Source organism: Prosthecochloris marina, assembly GCF_003182595.1.
Lineage (GTDB): Bacteria > Bacteroidota > Chlorobiia > Chlorobiales > Chlorobiaceae > Prosthecochloris > Prosthecochloris marina.
On record NZ_PDNZ01000005.1, the window covers coordinates 15,408 to 33,614 of the forward strand.

Below are 18,207 nucleotides of genomic sequence, written 5' to 3' on the forward strand. Positions count from 1 at the left end.
CTTGATATCCGATCGGGACCTGGAAGAGTAAGTGTCGGTGGACAAACAATCTGTCGGGCCTTGAAAAAAAGCTGGTAACAATGAAGGAAAAACAAGCGGCAGGAAGTATAGTCCTTACAAGCATAATAATCACGCTCGCCGTGAGTGGGATTGGTTTGGTGTTCAATATGATAAACCCCAATGGAATTACACTTGTGAATTCTTCAAGTCCGCCCCTTGTAGAGATTGCCGAGGCCAAACAAGATAAAGTCCGGGAAGGTTCGTCAGGTGACGTGCCTGCAGCAAGAGAAATAGAGGTGATTACTTTGTTGGAAGCCAAGGCTTTCTTCGAGAGGGGTGAGGGTTTTTTTGTCGATGCGAGATCTGAGTACAAGTATTATGAGCTGCATATATCAGGTGCATTGTCATTGTCGGCAAGTAAATTCGACTCCCGGTATGAAGATTTCAGTGATGTTATTGCAAAAGATGCGTTGCTTATCATTTACTGTCACAGCATTACCTGTCCTTACAGCGATATTGTTGCCAGGAAGCTAAGAGGGCTTGGGTATACGAACATCAAAGTTTTTGCTGGAGGGTGGGTCGAGTGGTTGCAAGCAAGATATCCCGTTCAAGGTTTTAAAGTTGACTCATGAGTATCGGTAAAATAATGTCGAGTTCGATAACCATAACTGTGTTGAGATTTGTCACAGGGGCATTGTTTATTCTTGCCAGTTATCCCAAAATCATCAACCCGGTCCATTTCAGTGCAGTTGTGGCTGAGTATCAGCTGTTGCCTGAAAGTCTTATCCCGTTTGCAGCAATAATTTTACCCTGGATAGAATTGATGTGCGGAGTGATGCTTATTCTGAATGTGTTTGCTCAAAGCAATGCTTTAATAATGATGGTTGTGCTTGTCATCTTTACCATTGGTGTTACAAACAATCTCCTCAGGGGTATTATTCATGATTGCGGATGCTTTGAGCTGCTCGACGGATGGCTTGGATTTCAGGAAGAAATAAGTTTTTCAACGATTCTTCGAGATTTGTTTTTCATAGGCTTGATTCTTCCGATTCTACTCTACGGGAGCAATGTTTTCTTCCGGCGTCGATAACGTTGGAATGTTCCCGGTTTCAGACGATAATTCCTCAAGGGCAAGAAGATATTCTACTTTACTGCTTGCAGCAAGCACCTGCGCTCGTACAAGATCTGTTTGGGCTTCGTTGAGTCTTGTCAGGGTAGCGGACCCTGTTTTATAAAGCAATTCGATATCGTCGCGTACCTGTTGTGTCATCTTTAGAGCACTTTCTTGGCGCTTCCACTGTTTTCTTGCAGCTTCGGCGTTGGCAATAGCTTGTCGTATGCCCGACTGAATCGAAAGTATCGTCTGTTGTTTTTCTGCTTCAAGAGCGAAAACCTCCGCTTTTTTCTGCTGAAAAACCGAGCTTCTTTTGCCTCCTGTGAACAGATCCCAACGTGCCGTTATACCTGCATAACGGTTACGTTCTTCCTGGTCAGGGTCGATCCCTGTTTGTTTGTCATAATTCAAACCGGCAGTGAGGTTGACTGTCGGCAGCCAGGAGCCTTTTGCGGCATCTTTGCGCTGAACCGCCGCGTTGATCCCGGCCTCTACAGCCGAGAGGTCGGGCCGGTTTTCCAATGCAAGGGTAATAATTTGCTCATATGAAGGGATTACATCGGTGATTTCAGTGTTTTCTGGTGCAGGTCCAAGCTCAGCGGAAAGCTCGGTTTTATCGATTCCCATGAGTTCAGCGAGAACCGTACGTGCAACGGTATAATCTCTGTCAGCACGAATGGAGTCACTTTCAGCCTGAATGGCCCTGATGGAAAAGTTGAGCATTTCCGACCGGGGAGCAGTTCCAACTTTGCGCTGTATCTGTGCGTTTTTTTCAAGTTCCCGGTTGAAAGCCGCATTTTTTTCGGCTATACGTATGTTTTCTCTTGCAAGCTGAGCCTGGTAGTACGCTGTTGCTACCGATTCCATAAGAAGTCTTTGTGTATCGGCATATGTTTGTTTTGCCTGCTCGACGCCATACTTCGCTGCAAGTGTTTCGGCTCTTCTTGCCAATCCGTTGAAAAGGAGCCAGTTGAGTTGGAGGCTACCCGTTGTTTCTGTGATATCCCCTTTGACACGGTTGAAAGGATCGTAGTCGGGCTGTATGTCGATATGACGATAAATATAGCCACCGTTAGCGGAAATGGTGGGGAGCCAGGAGGCGTATGCCTGTCCGAGAATTGCCTTTGCAGAACGTATCCTCGCAAGAGTTTGTCGAATTCCGGGATTGTTTTCAAGAGCGGTCTGCTTCGCTGTTTCTATGGTCAGGTTCTTTTCAAAAGCCGTCTGTGAGGGTTCCGAAGCTTTCAGAGCTTGTGCCGGAACAAGCAGTAAAAAGAGCAAGGTGACAATTTTCCTTGCCTGGTTGCTGTAGTTATACATATTTGTCATCGGGTTGTATCCTGTAAAAAAGAGTATAGAGTACCGGTACTATTCCAAGGGTAAGAAAAGTCGCTGCAAACAGGCCTCCCATGATGGTTGTGGCCATGGCGGCATAGAGAGGGTCGGTAATCAGCGGCAACATACCGAGAATGGTTGTTGATGCAGCCATGACTACCGGCCTGAGTCTGCTGACTGCAGAATCGAGAACCGCCCTGTAGGGTTCCTTGCCTTTCCTCAGGTCGAGTTCCAATTGTTCTATAAGCACAATGGCATTTTTAATCAACATTCCCGATAGTCCGAGAAAGCCGAGGATCGCCATGAAGCCGAATGCCTGACCGGTTATGAGCAAGCCAGCTGTGACTCCGATAAGGGATAGCGGAACGGTAAGAAATATCGCCGTTGCTTTTTTCACGGAATTGAACTGCCAGACAAGTATGAAAAACATTCCGAGAACACAGAGCGGAAATATCTGGGCAAGTGGCCCGGTTCCCTTGTTCGATTCCAGGTACTCTCCAGCCCATTGCATCGTATATCCATCCGGCAGTTCTATTGATTCCATTTCTTTAACCATCGCTTGGCGTAAAGGTTCAGCAAGGCCTGAAACAGCATTGCACTGTACGGTAACGGCTTGCATTCTGTCTCTCCGCTGGACGATCGGCCATTCCCACTCGGTTTCTATGGCAGAAACAACCTGGCCGAGGGGTAGAAAGCTCTGGCGTCCTGAACTCCATACCTGAACGTTTTTTAACTCGTTAACAGTTGCACGTTCTTTGCGAGGCATCCTGAAAATGATGGGCACCAGTTCGTCGCCTTCTCTGACGGTTCCGGCAGTAACTCCGTTGAAGTTACGTTGCAACGATGCTTCGAGGTCGAGTTTTGTGATCCCTGCATTTCTGCCCTGACTTTCATTGTATACCGGCCGAACCACTCTGACTTGCTGACGCCAGTCTGTTCGAATGTCGCGGGTATTGGGGGTGCTCTGCATGATTTCTGTTGCTTGGGCTGCAAGGCGATGCAGTACGGCTGTGTCCGGCCCCCTGAACCGGGCCTCGACTTTGAAGTCCACAGGCGGGCCGTTGGTGATTCTTGTCAGATAAGGTTCGGCATCCCTGAAGTTTTCTGACAGATACCTGTCTACCTCACTGCTGATACGTCCAATGGAAGCGTGGTTGTCGGTCTCGATGAGAAGCTGAAAAAAACTTGAGTTTGGAGTAACATATTTATATGGCAGAATGAATCGCATACCACCTTCCCCGAGAAATGCAGAGACGTTTTTGACGCCATCTATCTGTCTGATCTGTTCTTCGGCAATGGCCATGTCCTGACGTGTTTTATCGAGGTGTGTGCCCTGTGGTTTCCAGTAGTTGACGAAGAAATATGGCTGGGTTGAATCAGGAAAGAAAGCCTGTGGCAGAGTTCCAAAACCAATGATTGCCAGAATCAGCAAGACGCTGGTTATCCCAATTGTGCTCCATCGATGGGTGAGGCCCAGATGAAGCATTCGGCGGTAGAGGTTGTAGAACGGTTTGTCGAAAGGATCCTTGTTATGCAGGTCGGGAATTTTCAAGAACCAGACACAGAAAAGGGGAGTGATGGTTACGGCAAGAATCCAGCTTATGAAAAGAGACAGAGCCAGAACATCGAACAGAGATCGGCAGTATTCTCCTACCTCCCCGGGCGCAAAACCGATAGCTGCAAAAGCAAGGATCGCAATAAGGGTCGCCCCGAAAAGCGGCCATATGTTTTCCTTTACTACCTCGACAGCAGCGTGTTCACGCTTGTCCCCTCGCTCAACCCGGACTAGAATACCGTCGGCAATGACAATCGCGTTGTCGACAAGCATGCCGAGAGCCAGGATCAGGGCACCGAGCGACATTTTCTGGAGGTCGATGTCGAACAGTGCCATGGTGATGAACGTTCCCAGTATGGTCAGGAGCAGGATGCTGCCGATCATGAGGCCGCTTTGCCAACCCATGAACAGCATCAGCAGGACAACGACAATGACAACTGCCTGGACGAGATTGTTGACGAAAGTGTTGACGGAGCTCTCGACGAGATCGCTTTGGTAATAAATTTTATGTAGGTTGATTCCTTCGGGCTTGCGTGATTCGAGTTGGTGAAGTTTTTCGCTGACAGATTCACCCATCGAAATAACATTACCTCCTTCGATTGTCGAGATACCCAGTGCAATACCAGGTTCTCCGTTGAACCAGAGACCGTTACGCGGAGGGTCTTCGTAGCCGCGGTAAATCCGGCCAATATCCCCAAGACGGATGGTTTTTTCCGGAGGACCGACAAGCAGGGACGCGATCGCTTTTTCGCTGGAAATTTCACCGGTGGGTGTAATACGGAGGTAGTTGTTGCCTGCTTCGACTTTGCCGCTTTGCCGGACAAAGAGCTGTGTCTGAAGCGTTCGAGTGATCGAATCAGGAGTTATACCCAGTTCAGCCATCTTCGCCCGGTCTGTTTCGACAAAGATTATCTCCTGGCGTGTTCCCCAGAAGTCTATTTTCGCAACATCATGGCACAGTAGCAGCTCTTTTTTCAAGAAGTCTGCGTATTCTTTAAGATCTGCGTAAGAATATCCTTTGCCGGTGATGGCGAAGTAGACGCCGTAAACATCGCCGAAATCATCATTCACAAAAGGTTTCATCGCTCCTTCAGGCAGTGATAATTCCGCCTGGCTGACTTTTTTCCGGAGTTCATCCCAGATCTGCGGCAATTTTCCTGAAGTATAATGATCCTTCATGTCGACGTAGACGTAGGAGATACCTTCTTCGGACGTCGAATAGATCTCCTTTACTTCTCCCATCGACTGGATATGCTCTTCAATAACGTCCGTTACTTCCTCTTCCACTTCAGCAGGGCTAGCTCCGGGATACTTTGTTACGATCAATGCTGTTTTGATCGTGAACCCCGGATCTTCAAGGCGACCGAGTTTTTGATAGGAAAGAATACCTGCTCCGACCACAAGTGTGGTCAGCATGATCATGATCGTTCTTTTTTCCAGAGCAAAAATTGCAGGGTTCATAATGTGCTTTCCTGTCCTTTCCGATGTTCGGGGTTCAGTGTGTCCACTGTTGAGGGTTTCAATGGTTCGACCTGCATTCCTTCAACAAGGAAATGAACGCCGCCGGTGATGATGAGCTCATTTCCATCAAGTCCTCCGTTGACGATAATTCTGCTGTCATCATGCATTTCCGCAGTGGCGATCGTTTTCGAGCCTACCATACCGGACTTTTCATCATAGATCCAGATTATGGAGTTTCCTTCGCTATCAGCTGTAACGGCATCGAGCGGTACGGTCATGACCGGTTTACGAGCCTTGAGGTTCCTGAGAGTTATTTCCGCCGTCATACCCGGAAGAAGGCTTCTGTCTTGAGGAGCTGGCAGGGAAAATGTGACTTTGTATGTTCTGGTTGTTTTATCCGCTTCTGTGCTCCATTCTTTCAGTGCTGCAGTGAACAGGCGGCCACTGAGGGATGGAACTGTCAGAACCGCTTTACTTCCTTTCTGTAGCAGCAGGTGCCCGATATCGTTTTCGGGGATATTGGTATTGATTTCAAGTGTCGAGATGTCGTGCATCCGCATTACAATCTGCCCGGCACGTATCATTTCGTGATTTTCTACCAGTTGAGCTGTGACGATCCCATCATAGGGAGCGCGTAGTGAGGTGTCTTTGAGTTGGTGTTGTGCAACCGAAAGCTGAGCTTGAATGTTTTTTACCGAGGCATTCTGGGACGCAGCGTTGCTCCGGGCCAGGTCATAGTCCGCCTTTGCGATAACATTTTTGGCAAAAAGCTGCTTTGCTCTCGCGAAATCCTGGGATGCCTTGTTTGCTCTGGCAAGGGCACCGTCGAGTTCGGCCTCGAGAATTCTTATCCGGTCGCGGTAGTCTCTTGGATCAAGCTGCATGAGGAGTTCTTCCTGAAAAACTCTTTCACCAGGTTTTTTCGCAATATCAACAAGCGGCCCATCCACTCTGAAGGAAAGGCTGGTTTCTTTCCAAGCCTTTATTTCTCCGGGATAGTTGTATGCCGTTTGAGCGTCGATCACCTGAGGATATTCTACAGGGACTTTGCGCCGTTTCTCGACATCCGAATCGGAGGTGTTTTCCCCTCCGCCGCAGCTCAGCAGAGCCATGGTTATGAAGGTGCCGAGGCACCAGGCAAGAACTTTGCAAGGATTTCTTCTCATGAATGCTACTCTTCGAGAGTTGATTTGAATTTTTGGGAAGTCAAGCCCAGAAGGAGTTCTATCTTGCGTACAATCATATCCTCCATTTTCTGTAGATATCCAGCGCTGTAATGATCCGTTCCCAGATGATCCAGGCAATATGACATATAATCGGCATGGGAGGCGATTGGGGAAATCATCTGGGTAATGATAAGGAAGGTTTCCTCTCTGTCCAAACTCGAATCGATGCGCTTGAGCAGCGATTCAATGGTTTCGACAATAGGGGTGAAAAGATCCCTGGTCATGATATCTTGCAACCGTCCTTTCTGCTGCATAAGCTGATAGACAACCCTGCTATGCCAAGGCGGGAAATCCGGATCGAAAAGCAGCGTTATTTCCCTTTTTACAATCGCTCGTAAAGCTCCCGATTGGCCTGCAGGAGTATCGAGAACGTTGTAGAACGGTTCAACTGCCTGACTTACAGGGCATGCGTTGCACCGTTTGACCACTTCTTGTACCACAGCTTCAAACAACTGTTCTTTGCCGCCAAAGTGGTAATGAATGCTGCCGATATTTTCATTTGCCCGCACTGCAATTGCCCTCGTTGATACATTCGGAAAACCCATTTCGGCTGCAAGTTCTCCTGCTGCGTTAATGAGGGTCAGTCTTGTTTGCTCACTGCTCGCATACTTTTTCATACTCTTTTTTTTCTGTTTGTCGAAGGAAGCAAGGAAAAACAGACTTGCAATTGACGTTGTGTTTCGTGGCGATAATTTAATCAAATGATTAAAATATGTCAAGTGATTAAATTTGAAAAGCACAAGAATTGTTTAATGCGCCCGATTGCGCTATATTCTGACCCTGTTATTTTTCAAAATATTGACAGGAAGTTTGCAATACCCGTAAAGGAGCGATTGAATGGGTAATGATCGGTTTGCCGATATGCTGCAAGGCAATATTGTAGCAGTGTTTTTTTATCATGCGATTCCCAATGTTCTGGGAATGCTCGCTATTTCGTCAGCCGGTATCGTCGATGGGATTTTCGTTGGAAACTATATTGGGGATAACGCACTTGCCTCAATAAATATAATTATGCCGGTTTTCAGCCTTCTTATGGGGGTTGCCATAATGTTTGCCGTTGGAGGAACGGTTCGTTGTGGTAAATATATTGGAGAGTCGAAAAGGGAAGCGGCGAATGCTGTTTTTTCCAAAACTCTGATAACGGTGTCTCTTTTGACTCTTGTGCTGTCCGCTCTGGGGATTTTGGCGCTTGATCAGGTTGTCGCTCTGCTGGGGGCCGACAAGACTCTCGCTCCTCTGGTGAGCGAGTATCTCTTTGTTTTGTTACTGTTGCTGTTTTTTTTGCCTGTCAGTCTCACTCTTTCATTTTTTGTTCGTGTCGACGGCCAGCCCCTCCTTGCAGCGGTTGCCATTGTATCTGCAGCATTTGTCAATGTGTTTTTCGATTGGTTGTTCGTTGCGGAATGGGGTATGGGATTGCAAGGAGCAGCACTCGCGACCGGTCTTGCAAACATTGCCAGTTTTCTCGTGCTTCTGTTGCACTTTTTCTCCGGTAAATCGGCATTGAAGTTTTCCCTGAAGCAGAAAGATTGGGGGGAAATGACAAAGGTAGCTTACAATGGTATATCGGAGTTTGCCAACCAGTTGTCGGCAGCTATTGTCATTCTTGTCTTCAACTGGGTAATGATAAGCCGCTTCGGTGTCGAGGGTGTTGCGGCATTTACCATCATGCACTATCTCTTCTTTTCGGAGCAAATCATCGTGTATGGTTTTTCGGATGCTCTTCAACCGATTGTCAGCACGAACTATGGCGCGAGAAAGCCAGAAAGGATCAAAGGTTTTCTGTGGCTCGCATCGATTTGTGTGATGGTCGTCGGGGTCTCACTCATAGCGTTACTTCTCCTCATACCGGAACAGTTGGCTGGTTTGTTTCTCGATAACGGTACGAAAGCTACGTTGAGCATTACTCTTGCATTCATTTCCCTAAGCTGGCCGGCGTTTTTATGGAATGGCTTCAATGTGGTGTTCAGTGCCTATTTTACTGCAATTCACAAACCGCTTCCCTCGGCTTTTGTCGCTTTTTCAAGAACTCTTGTTTTTCCTCTTCTCTTTGTGGCGGTTTTGCCGATCTTTTTCGGTGATAACGGGATATTCGTCTCTTTTTCCATTGCCGAGTTTATAACCTTTTTGCTTGTGCTCTTTTTCTTCTCGTTCATGAGACCTGAAAAGGTTGTTCGTGAAGCATTATAGCTGGTTTATTTTAGTCTATGCCTTCCTTGCGGTTGTAAAACTTCACCTCGATGGTGTCATCGGTCGTTTGGGTAAGCTCATAATGTCCCTTGCGTAAAACGCCTATATTTCGTTTTTCAGCAGACTCGACCAGATTGCGGGTCATGACTTCGGCATCCTCCTCCGGAAACTCGATGTTGAAATAAAGGTGCACCATATCAGGAGAGTCGGTGAACTGCAGAAGGTACGCGTTATGATCGATGAATACCAGATCTTCGTAGGCATAGGTGATGTCATGGCGGAGTTCTGTGACTATTTCGCGGACAATGCCGAGCGCGCGATGTGGAATTTTCATGGATAAGGTATATGCTCCTTACTTTTTTGAAGAACTTTTTCTGCAAAAAGTCCCCGTATTCCTCCTTTGCCAACCGCTCTTTTCAACCGGGTAACGGTCGTGTGATGTTTTCTGAAAGTGTTGTTGAAAACGGCACTGTCCCTGACATCTTCCGGATCGGGTAACCCTATTGTGCGTCCCTTGGCATATGGAGTGCCCGGCAGGGGGAGGAACGGAAGAAAATGCGCTGTATCGGGCGCGGCGAAAAGTGCGAAAGCTATGTTTTTTTGTCTGGCTACAGGTGTTTCACCGGGAAGTCCTACGATAAAAGAGGCAATCGAAAAGATGTCATATGCTCTCATTTTTCTGAAAACTTCCCTGTAAGTGTCCAAAGAAATGGCCTTGCCTGCTTTTTTTGCGGCAGATGGATCCAAAGTTTCGATACCGACCGTGATTCTTCTGATACGAGCATCGGACATCTCTTTCAGAAGTGAAGGATGGGCAAGAAGATCGTCAGCTCTGGCCGAAGCAAGGATGATTGCCGGGAGCGGACCTTTCTGCAGCTCTTTACAGATGTTTAAAACTCTTTCCGGGTCTGCAGCGAAATTGTCGTCGGCAAGGTGAATGATCCATGCTCCATATTCTTCTACCAGTTCACGTATTTCCCCGACAACTCTCGATGGAGAAAAAGGCCTCCATCTTTTTCCGCTGAACCTTGTTGTTTCACAAAATTTGCAGGAGTGTGGACAGCCTCGGCTTGTTTCCAGGAGAAAAACCCCCTCCGGATCCGGCATCAAGTCTCTTGCCGGTTTTTCAAGGCAATCGAGTGGGAGAACAGGTTGCTGGGGTTTCCCCTTGATTGTACCGCTGTTGCCGTAACAGATAATGCCTTTTGTTCCGGGCACAATACCATTCTCAATTACTTGGAGCAGTGTTTTTTCCCCTTCGCCGTAAACAATTGCGCTTGCACCAGCAGCAAGAAGGGGTTCTGGATTCATCGATGCTCCGTGGCCTCCGGCGATGATGGTTGGTTGAGCGGGCGTGTTTTCAGTGTCTGTTTTTAAAGAGCTGACAAAACTGCAGGCCGATTTAACGGACTCCTGACTCATAACGGTTATTCCGACGATGTCAGGGCTTTCGTCAAGCACCTTCTTAATGGCCTCATCGCAAGTCAGGCTCGTTGCATCGATAAGTGTAACGTCCGCAATGTGCCTGACAGCAGCGGCCAGTACTGCAAGGCTGAATGTACCGAAATTGAATCGCGATATTTCAGGTGGTTTTATCAGCACTAAGCGTTTTTTCATAGCCTTGAATGGTTGACGGCAGATAAGCGAGCAGTCTTTCGGGATCGTTTTTGCGCAAGGTATCGACCAGTCTCCACGCTCCGTGAGACTCGATAAGGGTATAGGCGCACTGCAGCGGCAATGGTGCGCCATTACCCGAACCGAACATTTCGGATACAGCAAAACAGGGGCCTCCGCACAAAGGTGCTGCCCAACATTGTTTGCAGGCACTGCGTTCATTCCATGGCCGCCCGGGACCGTTTCTGAATGATTTCCCCGATGTGTGAGCCACACCATTGCGGACATTCCCCATCTTGTAGCTATCCACTCCGATAAACCGGAAACAGGGATAGAGGTTTCCCGAAGAATCAATTCCAACAAAATTTCTCCCGGCTCCGCATTGTACATAGTTGATATCGTAGCCCATAACTCTCGCCACCCGGTTTGAAAAACGAACCAGTTGAGGATGGCCGCTTTCACATGCGATCAGCCGGTCGACAAGGTTCTCGATAAATGACTGGTAGCGCAGGATGTCTTGACGGTTCGGAACGATATCCAAGGTTTTGTGAACAGCCGGTACCAGTTCGATCCTGCGTACTCCAAGTGAAGCGAGGGTGTTGAATACGGTTTCCGGGTCACTATCCACAGCAAGCACTGCGGTTACGCTGAACTTTTCAGGTATTCTTCGGGCCAGATCCCTGACATGGGTTGAAACCATGTTATAGGTGCCATATTCATCCGGTGTGACTCGCCAGCGGTCATGTATCTGCGGTGGGCCGTCGATGCTGATTTTTACATGCCAACCGGAATCGGCGAACCAATCGATGTCGTCATTATCGAACAGTGTGCCGTTTGTTGTGATAAAGACTTCAGGCCGAAACCTGTCCGTTTCGGAAAACGTATTTTCGATCAAATCCTGAAGCTCATGAAGGCGGGGTTTGTTGAGCATGGGTTCGCCGCTGCCTAACCTGAAGGATACCGGTCCTTTGCCCTGTTTCCGCACGAACGACCAGATGTCCAGCAAAGTATTTGAAGACATTGGCATTCTCTTGTTCGGTTGCGTTGCAGATTCGGCGCAGTAACGGCATGCGAGATTACAGCGGCCTGAAATATCGAGAGCGAAAGAATGTATCCTGAAGAGACTTTCCGGTAATGGTTGGGGCATCAGGTATGTTCGCTCGTACCCTTCAGGAGGAACGGAAACGGCACGGAGGATATCATGTATATAGTCTGTATTTTTTGCACTCATGATATGCCTGCAAGTATGAGCAGTTTTAACGGGTCATTTCGAAAGTGCCGGAAAATCCGCAGGGCGATATCGCAGTTTTTACGTGTTATTTCACACTCGCTTTCGGCACATACCGCCATGACGGCAGGACATCCCCCTTTGCAAAGGGACCGTGCGCTGCACTCCTCGCATGTTGCGGGCAGGGCTGCTGTGTTGCACCACTCCAGACCATTGCGTCGCCATGTTGACGGATCATCCTGGACATGACCGAGAACCGGGGCATTCTTTCCCATCAAAACACAGGGAACAATTGTTCCGTCAGGGTTGACGCCAAGCATGGTGTGACCCGCACCGCAAAATGATTCTCGTTCGATACCGGCAAGAAGCTGCAACACTCTTGCGGAAAACCGGTCGTCAAGGGGCATGGTGCCCGATGCAATATCTTCGATGACCTGGTCGCCGATCTTGTCGAGATCGTTCAGATAGGCTCGGAATTCAGTTTCAGAAAGCGTATGGGCGGCATTTGCCGAAGACCGTACAGCCTGTGCTTTGATGGTGTCGACCGGAAGAGTTCTCAGATATGCAGATGCTTCGGAAAGACTCCAGCCGGATCTTACGACAGATGATCCTCTTACCGAACAGCAGGTGTCTCGACGAAGGGTTCTGAGAAACTCCATGACTTTGTTGTGCGTCGGGGTATTCGTGGCGGTCCGGCGTACAGCATCGTGAATTCTTGCAGGGCCGTCAATGCTGAGGATCACCTGAAACCTGCCTTCGTGCAGCAGTTCAACTGCTTCAGAGGAGCAAAGGGTTCCATTGGTTGTGATCGCAAAGCTGAAGCGACCTGAAGGGTAGGTGGCTGCACGACGGACCATCGCATTCAATGCCGAAAGATTTGTCAGAGGTTCACCGCCATAAAGATGGATGCTAACTTGTTCCACATCGGAGAATCCGTCGTGCAACGCATCCACCGTTTGCTGAGCAAGAAGGGAAGACATTGGCTGTTGGGCGGCAGCAGGTGCTGTCCTGTTTTCAACAAAACAATAGGAACAACGCAAGTTACACTGCCATGTCGTTGCTACCAGAACCTCTGCATGTCCACCTCTGGTATCAGCCTGCTGCAATACCGCATCCGCCACCATTTGCACAGAGTAACTCGTCGGCGAGGGCAGATATCTGGGAATTGATGCCCTTGACGGCAGCAAGAACAAGCTGCACTTCTTTTTTCATTTCAACGGTCAGCTTCGCAGTGCCAAGAGCTTTTTTGGGATTTTCCTGAAGCAGTTTTCTGAATTTTGCATCGGTTAGAGCTTGAAGGATCAACGCTTTTTGCCGATTCTGATATGCACGGGATTTTTTTGCTGGCATGAGGGCCTCCCTTTGTTTTGCTTTTTGTAAAAGCCACTGTATTAATATAGTAATATTGCGCTTGATCCGCCAAACGTAAAGTTATACGGCGTATCGGATATGAAAAAGGTGCAAATATAAGCGGCACTTTTGAAGTGACGATAGCTGTTTATGCTTACACAATGTCCATGATTACCTGGAATTTTTTCTTCAGATCCGGTACGGTTAGTGTAAGGCATGACAAGCAGTACACGTTGTTTACTGATGATTAATCGCTCGCTTTCCTGACGGCGATACGTGTAAAGAGTGGCCCGATAAGTTCGAAAAAAACGGTTGTGCTGATGGTGATGGAGAGGATGGTCTGGCGATATTCGGGAAAGTGATTTGCTGCCGCGAGAGCCATGCCCATTGCCGCTCCTGCCTGCGGGAGAAGTGCTATGCCCAGCCATTTTTTTTCTTTCGCATCTGCTTTTGCGAGGAAGCCGCCGAGAGCCGAGCCGATTATTTTACCCGCTATTCTGGTCACAATATATATGCTGCCTATAAGCCCGATGTGCTGCAGTGAATTGAATTCAAGCGAAGCCCCTGCCAAAATGAAGAATACAACGATGAACGGCCATTCAATACCTTCGATTGCATCGAACGGATATTCATGATGTGATGCGAAATTGGCGATGACTGCCCCCATAACCATCGATGCTATCAGAAACGACACACCGAAATGCAGGGCAAGACCACCACAAAGAAAGACAAGGCCAAGAGCCTCTGTCAGCATTGGCTGGCCTGGTTTTATCCTTCCTGTCAACAACGAGGCGGGAAAGCCGAGGAGCAGGCCGAGCAGGATTGCTCCACCAATATCCTTTGCGGCAATAATCAGTGGCATTTCAGCTGAATTTCCGGTTGTTATCGCGCTAACTATGGCGATTCCTGTGCTGAAAAGTATCAGAGCCCAGGCGTCGTCAAGGGCTACAATTGAAATCAGAACCCGGGTAAACGGAGTTTCCTTGCCGGATGACAAAACAGTGTCTGCCGTTGCGGCCGGGGCGGTAGCTGACGCAATACAACCGATTATAATGGCAATTGCAAGGGCTGTTCCGGCAACCAGCAAACCTGCCGTTACTATGAGTGTGGTTACGACCGCTGCGAAAATCGAAACGATAACTATCGTTTTTCCGGATTTTTTAAGCGTATCCTTCGTGAGTTTTCCGCCGAGAAGAAAGCCGATCATCAGGAGTGCCATGTTCGATATCAGTTCGAACCGCTCCGTTAAAAAATCCGGTATGACGTCGAGCATTTCACGGCCAATAATCATCCCGAAAATAAGCAAGAGGGTTACCCTGGGCAGAAAAGTCTTTTTTCCCAGAAGATCTATCGCAAGTCCTGCTAAAAGGATCGCTCCAAGGGTAAGAAGGAATTCTGCAGGATTCATACCAGTTCTTCGGAAACGATGGTGGTTTTCGATGGTTTCTGAAAATCTACGTAAAAAAGACTTCTCACACATTTCTTTTACGGGAAAAAGCGGAACTCTTTTTCATTGATTCTGTTTTTGATAATTGACGCTCGAAAAAAACAAGGTATACCATGTGGTGGAGAATAGCCTTTTCTATAGGGGTTTTCATTGCGCTTTGTGTTGGAATGGGGTCTTTTTTCTCTGAGTCGGTTTTTGCAGAAAACTCTTTTTCGGGGGCTGGTGCAGGCGATGATTTTAGTATGACATCTCCTGAATTCGGTCATAATGAGAAAATACCTTCGATGTTCACCTGTGACGGGGGGAATGTTAGTCCTCCTTTGGCTTTTCATGCGATTCCCGAGGATGCAAAATGCCTTGCTCTGATTATGGATGATCCCGATGCCCCCCTGGGCACATGGGATCACTGGCTGCTTGTGATGCCTGTAGGCCAGGGGATTGTGGAAAACGGGATGCCTGCAAATGCTGTTTTGGGGAAAAACAGTTGGGGGCGGTCTGAGTACGGCGGTCCTTGTCCTCCTGACGGAACACACCGATATGTGTTCAGACTTTTCGCGCTTGATGCGGTGCCTGATGTAAAACGAGGTTTCTCCAAAGCTGAACTCCTGCGTGCAATGGAAGGGCATGTGCTCGATGAAGCGTTACTGATTGGTCTATACAGGTAGATATCGAAAGTTTCTTGACGTTTCTTTTTCAAAACAACTGCGATTGGTAATGGGTTGGAAAACAGAAAGGATGGCTGCTGTACCTGGTTTTGAAGGGAATGTATTGCATTAAAGGGGGAGTGCTCGACGGGAAACTAAGTCAGGGTAATTGTGGTTTTACAGAAAGAGTTGAGGCAGGGAAGGGTGATAGTTAAGGCCTTGGCTCAAGAGGAAATAACGGTTATGGTAACAGTAAAACAAAGGAGAATTCAGTACAATGCCGACAACACAGGAGAATTTGAAAAACGCATTTGCAGGGGAGAGCCTGGCGTTCCAGAAATATTCGGCTTTCGCGAAAAAAGCTGAAAAAGATGGATTCAAAAATGTTGCAAAGCTGTTCAGAACAACGGCTGAAGCAGAGCGTATTCACGCTGAGGGGCATTTGGGAGCATCAGATGGTATTGAATCGACGGCTGATAATCTCAAAACAGCTATAGCGGGTGAAACCTACGAGCACAATGAGATGTATCCGCCAATGTACGAGCAGGCTGTTGCCGAGGGGCACAAAGCCAAACGCATGTTCGGTTATGCAGTTGAGGCCGAAAAAGTCCATGCAGCTTTGTACAGGAAAGCTCTTGAAGCTGTGAACAATGGAGAAGATCTTGGCGAAACTGAAATCTGGCTTTGTCCGATCTGCGGCCATATCGAGCTGGGAACACCTCCTGAAAACTGTCCTATCTGTAGTGCCAAAGCATCAGTGTATGTTCAGATAGCCTGATTTTTCATGAAGAAAATCGCTTTTTTTCTAAAGAGGCTGCCGTAAAAAGGCAGCTTCTCGTATTTTGAGCAGTCCGTCCGTTTCTGGTTCAGTTTCACTCAAGGCGGTCATCCTCGGGCCTGACCCGTGAAATCCAAAACGACTGTTTCACGCAACGGCATGATTTCCCTCCAACGGCCAGCCTCCATTCCCTATTTCCCATTACCTGCCACCCAATCGCCCTCTCACTTTTGCCATCCTTCGGCTCGACCCTGGGATTCATCCTTTTGTGAAAACTCCAAGGGATGCCGCATCAAGTGCGGCATGACCTCGGGAGGATTGGATGCCGTATCCCTGTGAAATCTGAACATCTACTTCACGGGGCGGCATGACTTTGTTGGAGCTAAAGCATTGTGATCGATGAACGGTTTTAAGGGTTTTTTTCAGCCATGTGCCTTGTGTTTTACAATGCTTTCATGACACCCTTGCGTTTGATGTGCGCAACTTCCCGTTGAGCTTCAGTCCGTCACGGATATTCAAACTCATAAGCGTTAAATTTGTGGCTCCTGCCAGTAGCTCAATGCTCTGTACCAGATAAAACATCTCGTCGAATTTTCCTTCGGATGCCCAGCCGTCTAGCACGATAGCGCACGGGATAAGGATCAGAAGGCCGTTGGCGGCAATGAAAGGCATACGCTTTTTCTTCGCATCGACAAGTTTACCCTGACGGGATTTCGAGAGAGCCTGGCCGCTTCCTCCTGCTGCAGCTATTGCGGGTACAAGGATGAACAATCCCGGAATGACAATAAGATTTTTCACATACGCCACGGCCTCATGTGTTCCAAACAATTCGACAAAAATTGTAGAAAGAAAAAAAGTGGCGATGGTCATTGTCGCAAGCATACTTGCTATCGAATGTACTTTCTTTTTCATGGTGAACCTCCCTGGTTGTCGTATGGTTTTTTTACCGAAATGAGAATTCTTCACTATGAATGTTCCGTTTAGGAATTCCGGCTGCCAGAAGTTGGGCTTTCATCGACCTGCGTAATGTTTCCGGGCCACAAATGAACACGTCAATTTTTTCGGGATTCCTTGTTTCCGGCATTTTTTCTGCCGTCAGGGGGCCATTTTCATCCGATACCCAGAGCTTGTAACTGAGACCGGCATTGTGTTCAGCCAGATCCTGTAATTCATTGTCGAAGAAAGCATCTTCTTTTCTACATACAGACCAGTACAGCGTTACATTCATTTCTGAATTGTCAAAGTTATTTGCCATGGCGAGAAAGGGAGTAACGCCAATTCCTCCGGCAATCCATATCTGGTGTTTTGCAGAACTTCTGTTTTGCGTGAAAACCCCGAAAGGACCCTCGACTTTTACCGTGCAGCCGACCTTGATCTGTTTTTGAAGAGACCTGGTGAAATCGCCTAGATTTTTGATCGCAATGCGCAGGCGGTTCTGGTCCGGAGCGCTTGCTATGGTGAAAGGGTGAGATTCACCGGGATCGATGCCCGGAAACTTGAAAAACGCGAACTGTCCGGGTAGCGATAATAACGGTGCTCCTGTTGGAGCCATTTCGAGAGCAAGCACTGCGTTGCCCAAGCGCTTTACGTCTGTCACTCTATAAGAGCGGTGTGGACGGATCCATCGGTAAAGAAGGGCACGATAGACCCAGGATCCAGTACCCAAGAAAGCTATTCCGAGAATATAGCTTCGCACGAGCGGGAGCTTGCTGAACAGTGTCGGAACCAGAAGTGCATGGAAGACCCCGAGAAGGAAAAACGCCCCCATGAAACGGTGTATCGTCAACCATTTGTGATAAGGAAGGTGCCGTTTTAGAAAAGGGATAGCAGAGACCGCTATGCCAGTGAATATCAGCAAGAGGGTAAGGACTCCTAACGGTTTCCCGGGATTGATTTCAGGATACCGGGGGGAAACTACAACATGCAGAAAGAGCAGCACCAAGGCAAGCAGTGCGCTTTGGCGGTGAATAAGATACATTTTGTCGAGACCGCCTACGATCTTTTCTATCCAGCGTGCTCGTGTGGTCATCAGGAGATTGAAACCAAGAAGGGTTAGAACCAGTGATGCTGTTACTTCTCCAAGGACCCGCTGAACAGGAACTTCTTCGAAACTCAGGATTAGTGGGCCGGAATAAAAAAACAGGGCAATAGCCCATATAGCCAAAGGAAAACCAATGATGACTGGAAAGTATATCTTGCTTTCCAGATGTCTTTGTTGTTGACGCATGTTCAGCTTCTCCCAGGTCTTTCAGATCAAGTCTGTTG

At 48.0% G+C, this 18,207-nt stretch carries 17 protein-coding genes; 5 read left to right on the forward strand and 12 right to left on the reverse strand.

Features of this window, described 5'->3' with window-relative positions; all coding sequences use genetic code 11:
- Nucleotides 1-80 precede the first annotated feature (80 nt).
- Together CR164_RS07730 and CR164_RS07735 are read left to right on the forward strand one after the other, a co-directional pair.
- On the forward strand, nt 81-632 hold the full coding sequence (locus CR164_RS07730; protein WP_110023371.1) for a rhodanese-like domain-containing protein: 552 nt from the start codon (nt 81-83) through the stop codon (nt 630-632).
- A gap of 14 nt (nt 633-646) precedes the next feature.
- Nucleotides 647-1,090 (forward strand): MauE/DoxX family redox-associated membrane protein, encoded by a 444-nt coding sequence (locus CR164_RS07735; protein WP_204901802.1) that lies wholly within the window; start codon nt 647-649, stop codon nt 1,088-1,090.
- Here CR164_RS07735 and CR164_RS07740 read toward each other — a convergent pair.
- Genes CR164_RS07740 through CR164_RS07755 form a run of 4 tightly spaced genes read right to left on the reverse strand, consistent with a single transcriptional unit; the run spans nt 1,052 to nt 7,308 of the window.
- Nucleotides 1,052-2,443 carry a TolC family protein gene (locus tag CR164_RS07740; protein WP_110023373.1) on the reverse strand — a complete coding sequence of 464 codons (1,392 nt, stop codon included), beginning with the start codon at nt 2,441-2,443 and terminating at the stop codon, nt 1,052-1,054. The two genes, CR164_RS07735 and CR164_RS07740, sit on opposite strands and share 39 nt — an antisense overlap.
- The gene (locus CR164_RS07745) at nt 2,427-5,465 is read right to left on the reverse strand and encodes an efflux RND transporter permease subunit (RefSeq protein WP_239994501.1); all 3,039 of its coding nucleotides are present in this window, start codon (nt 5,463-5,465) and stop codon (nt 2,427-2,429) included. The genes CR164_RS07740 and CR164_RS07745 overlap by 17 nt, the downstream gene beginning before the upstream one ends.
- Nucleotides 5,462-6,631 (reverse strand): efflux RND transporter periplasmic adaptor subunit, encoded by a 1,170-nt coding sequence (locus CR164_RS07750; RefSeq protein ID WP_110023375.1) that lies wholly within the window; start codon nt 6,629-6,631, stop codon nt 5,462-5,464. Before CR164_RS07750 ends, CR164_RS07745 begins: the two co-directional genes overlap by 4 nt.
- Before the next feature lie 5 nt (nt 6,632-6,636).
- A complete protein-coding gene (locus CR164_RS07755; RefSeq protein ID WP_110023376.1) occupies nt 6,637-7,308 on the reverse strand; it encodes a TetR/AcrR family transcriptional regulator in 672 nt (223 codons plus the stop codon).
- A gap of 220 nt (nt 7,309-7,528) precedes the next feature.
- Here CR164_RS07755 and CR164_RS07760 point away from each other — a divergent pair, with 220 nt between their 5' ends.
- Nucleotides 7,529-8,881, forward strand: coding sequence for an MATE family efflux transporter (locus tag CR164_RS07760; RefSeq protein WP_110023377.1), 1,353 nt, complete (start codon nt 7,529-7,531; stop codon nt 8,879-8,881).
- A 10-nt stretch (nt 8,882-8,891) separates the two neighbouring features.
- Here CR164_RS07760 and CR164_RS07765 read toward each other — a convergent pair whose 3' ends face one another.
- The 6 genes from CR164_RS07765 to CR164_RS07790 all read right to left on the reverse strand — a co-directional run bounded on the left by CR164_RS07765 (nt 8,892) and on the right by CR164_RS07790 (nt 14,481).
- Nucleotides 8,892-9,215, reverse strand: coding sequence for a hypothetical protein (locus CR164_RS07765; RefSeq protein WP_110023378.1), 324 nt, complete (start codon nt 9,213-9,215; stop codon nt 8,892-8,894).
- Complete coding sequence (locus CR164_RS07770) at nt 9,212-10,498, reverse strand: B12-binding domain-containing radical SAM protein (protein ID WP_161953505.1); 1,287 nt, start codon at nt 10,496-10,498, stop codon at nt 9,212-9,214. Before CR164_RS07770 ends, CR164_RS07765 begins: the two co-directional genes overlap by 4 nt.
- The gene (locus tag CR164_RS07775; RefSeq protein WP_110023380.1) at nt 10,464-11,726 is read right to left on the reverse strand and encodes a radical SAM/SPASM domain-containing protein; all 1,263 of its coding nucleotides are present in this window, start codon (nt 11,724-11,726) and stop codon (nt 10,464-10,466) included. The genes CR164_RS07770 and CR164_RS07775 overlap by 35 nt, the downstream gene beginning before the upstream one ends.
- Nucleotides 11,723-12,847, reverse strand: a complete 1,125-nt coding sequence (locus tag CR164_RS07780; RefSeq protein ID WP_110023381.1) for a radical SAM/SPASM domain-containing protein — start codon at nt 12,845-12,847, stop codon at nt 11,723-11,725. The genes CR164_RS07775 and CR164_RS07780 overlap by 4 nt, the downstream gene beginning before the upstream one ends.
- The gene (locus CR164_RS07785) at nt 12,816-13,073 is read right to left on the reverse strand and encodes a hypothetical protein (protein WP_110023382.1); all 258 of its coding nucleotides are present in this window, start codon (nt 13,071-13,073) and stop codon (nt 12,816-12,818) included. The genes CR164_RS07780 and CR164_RS07785 overlap by 32 nt, the downstream gene beginning before the upstream one ends.
- Before the next feature lie 247 nt (nt 13,074-13,320).
- Complete coding sequence (locus CR164_RS07790) at nt 13,321-14,481, reverse strand: cation:proton antiporter (RefSeq protein ID WP_110023600.1); 1,161 nt, start codon at nt 14,479-14,481, stop codon at nt 13,321-13,323.
- A gap of 152 nt (nt 14,482-14,633) precedes the next feature.
- Between CR164_RS07790 and CR164_RS07795 the strand changes: the two genes are divergently transcribed.
- Both CR164_RS07795 and CR164_RS07800 read left to right on the forward strand, forming a co-directional pair.
- Nucleotides 14,634-15,185 (forward strand): YbhB/YbcL family Raf kinase inhibitor-like protein, encoded by a 552-nt coding sequence (locus CR164_RS07795; RefSeq protein ID WP_239994502.1) that lies wholly within the window; start codon nt 14,634-14,636, stop codon nt 15,183-15,185.
- A 256-nt stretch (nt 15,186-15,441) separates the two neighbouring features.
- Complete coding sequence (locus CR164_RS07800; RefSeq protein ID WP_110023383.1) at nt 15,442-15,942, forward strand: rubrerythrin family protein; 501 nt, start codon at nt 15,442-15,444, stop codon at nt 15,940-15,942.
- 453 nt (nt 15,943-16,395) lie between these two features.
- Here CR164_RS07800 and CR164_RS07805 read toward each other — a convergent pair whose 3' ends face one another.
- Together CR164_RS07805 and CR164_RS07810 are read right to left on the reverse strand one after the other, a co-directional pair.
- Entirely contained in the window at nt 16,396-16,854 is a 459-nt protein-coding gene (locus CR164_RS07805; RefSeq protein WP_110023384.1) for a hypothetical protein, read from the reverse strand.
- A gap of 31 nt (nt 16,855-16,885) precedes the next feature.
- A complete protein-coding gene (locus tag CR164_RS07810; RefSeq protein ID WP_110023385.1) occupies nt 16,886-18,169 on the reverse strand; it encodes a ferredoxin reductase family protein in 1,284 nt (427 codons plus the stop codon).
- Nucleotides 18,170-18,207 lie beyond the last annotated feature (38 nt).

What these genes read in the sequence shown, in the direction of transcription:
- CR164_RS07730 (WP_110023371.1), top strand. Translation starts at nt 81, where the DNA reads ATGAAGGAAAAACAAGCGGCAGGAAGTATAGTCCTTACAAGCATAATA.
- CR164_RS07735 (WP_204901802.1), top strand. Translation starts at nt 647, where the DNA reads ATGTCGAGTTCGATAACCATAACTGTGTTGAGATTTGTCACAGGGGCA.
- CR164_RS07740 (WP_110023373.1), bottom strand. Translation starts at nt 2,443, where the DNA reads ATGACAAATATGTATAACTACAGCAACCAGGCAAGGAAAATTGTCACC.
- CR164_RS07745 (WP_239994501.1), bottom strand. Translation starts at nt 5,465, where the DNA reads ATGAACCCTGCAATTTTTGCTCTGGAAAAAAGAACGATCATGATCATG.
- CR164_RS07750 (WP_110023375.1), bottom strand. Translation starts at nt 6,631, where the DNA reads ATGAGAAGAAATCCTTGCAAAGTTCTTGCCTGGTGCCTCGGCACCTTC.
- CR164_RS07755 (WP_110023376.1), bottom strand. Translation starts at nt 7,308, where the DNA reads ATGAAAAAGTATGCGAGCAGTGAGCAAACAAGACTGACCCTCATTAAC.
- CR164_RS07760 (WP_110023377.1), top strand. Translation starts at nt 7,529, where the DNA reads ATGGGTAATGATCGGTTTGCCGATATGCTGCAAGGCAATATTGTAGCA.
- CR164_RS07765 (WP_110023378.1), bottom strand. Translation starts at nt 9,215, where the DNA reads ATGAAAATTCCACATCGCGCGCTCGGCATTGTCCGCGAAATAGTCACA.
- CR164_RS07770 (WP_161953505.1), bottom strand. Translation starts at nt 10,498, where the DNA reads ATGAAAAAACGCTTAGTGCTGATAAAACCACCTGAAATATCGCGATTC.
- CR164_RS07775 (WP_110023380.1), bottom strand. Translation starts at nt 11,726, where the DNA reads ATGAGTGCAAAAAATACAGACTATATACATGATATCCTCCGTGCCGTT.
- CR164_RS07780 (WP_110023381.1), bottom strand. Translation starts at nt 12,847, where the DNA reads ATGGTGGCGGATGCGGTATTGCAGCAGGCTGATACCAGAGGTGGACAT.
- CR164_RS07785 (WP_110023382.1), bottom strand. Translation starts at nt 13,073, where the DNA reads ATGCCAGCAAAAAAATCCCGTGCATATCAGAATCGGCAAAAAGCGTTG.
- CR164_RS07790 (WP_110023600.1), bottom strand. Translation starts at nt 14,481, where the DNA reads ATGAATCCTGCAGAATTCCTTCTTACCCTTGGAGCGATCCTTTTAGCA.
- CR164_RS07795 (WP_239994502.1), top strand. Translation starts at nt 14,634, where the DNA reads ATGTGGTGGAGAATAGCCTTTTCTATAGGGGTTTTCATTGCGCTTTGT.
- CR164_RS07800 (WP_110023383.1), top strand. Translation starts at nt 15,442, where the DNA reads ATGCCGACAACACAGGAGAATTTGAAAAACGCATTTGCAGGGGAGAGC.
- CR164_RS07805 (WP_110023384.1), bottom strand. Translation starts at nt 16,854, where the DNA reads ATGAAAAAGAAAGTACATTCGATAGCAAGTATGCTTGCGACAATGACC.
- CR164_RS07810 (WP_110023385.1), bottom strand. Translation starts at nt 18,169, where the DNA reads ATGCGTCAACAACAAAGACATCTGGAAAGCAAGATATACTTTCCAGTC.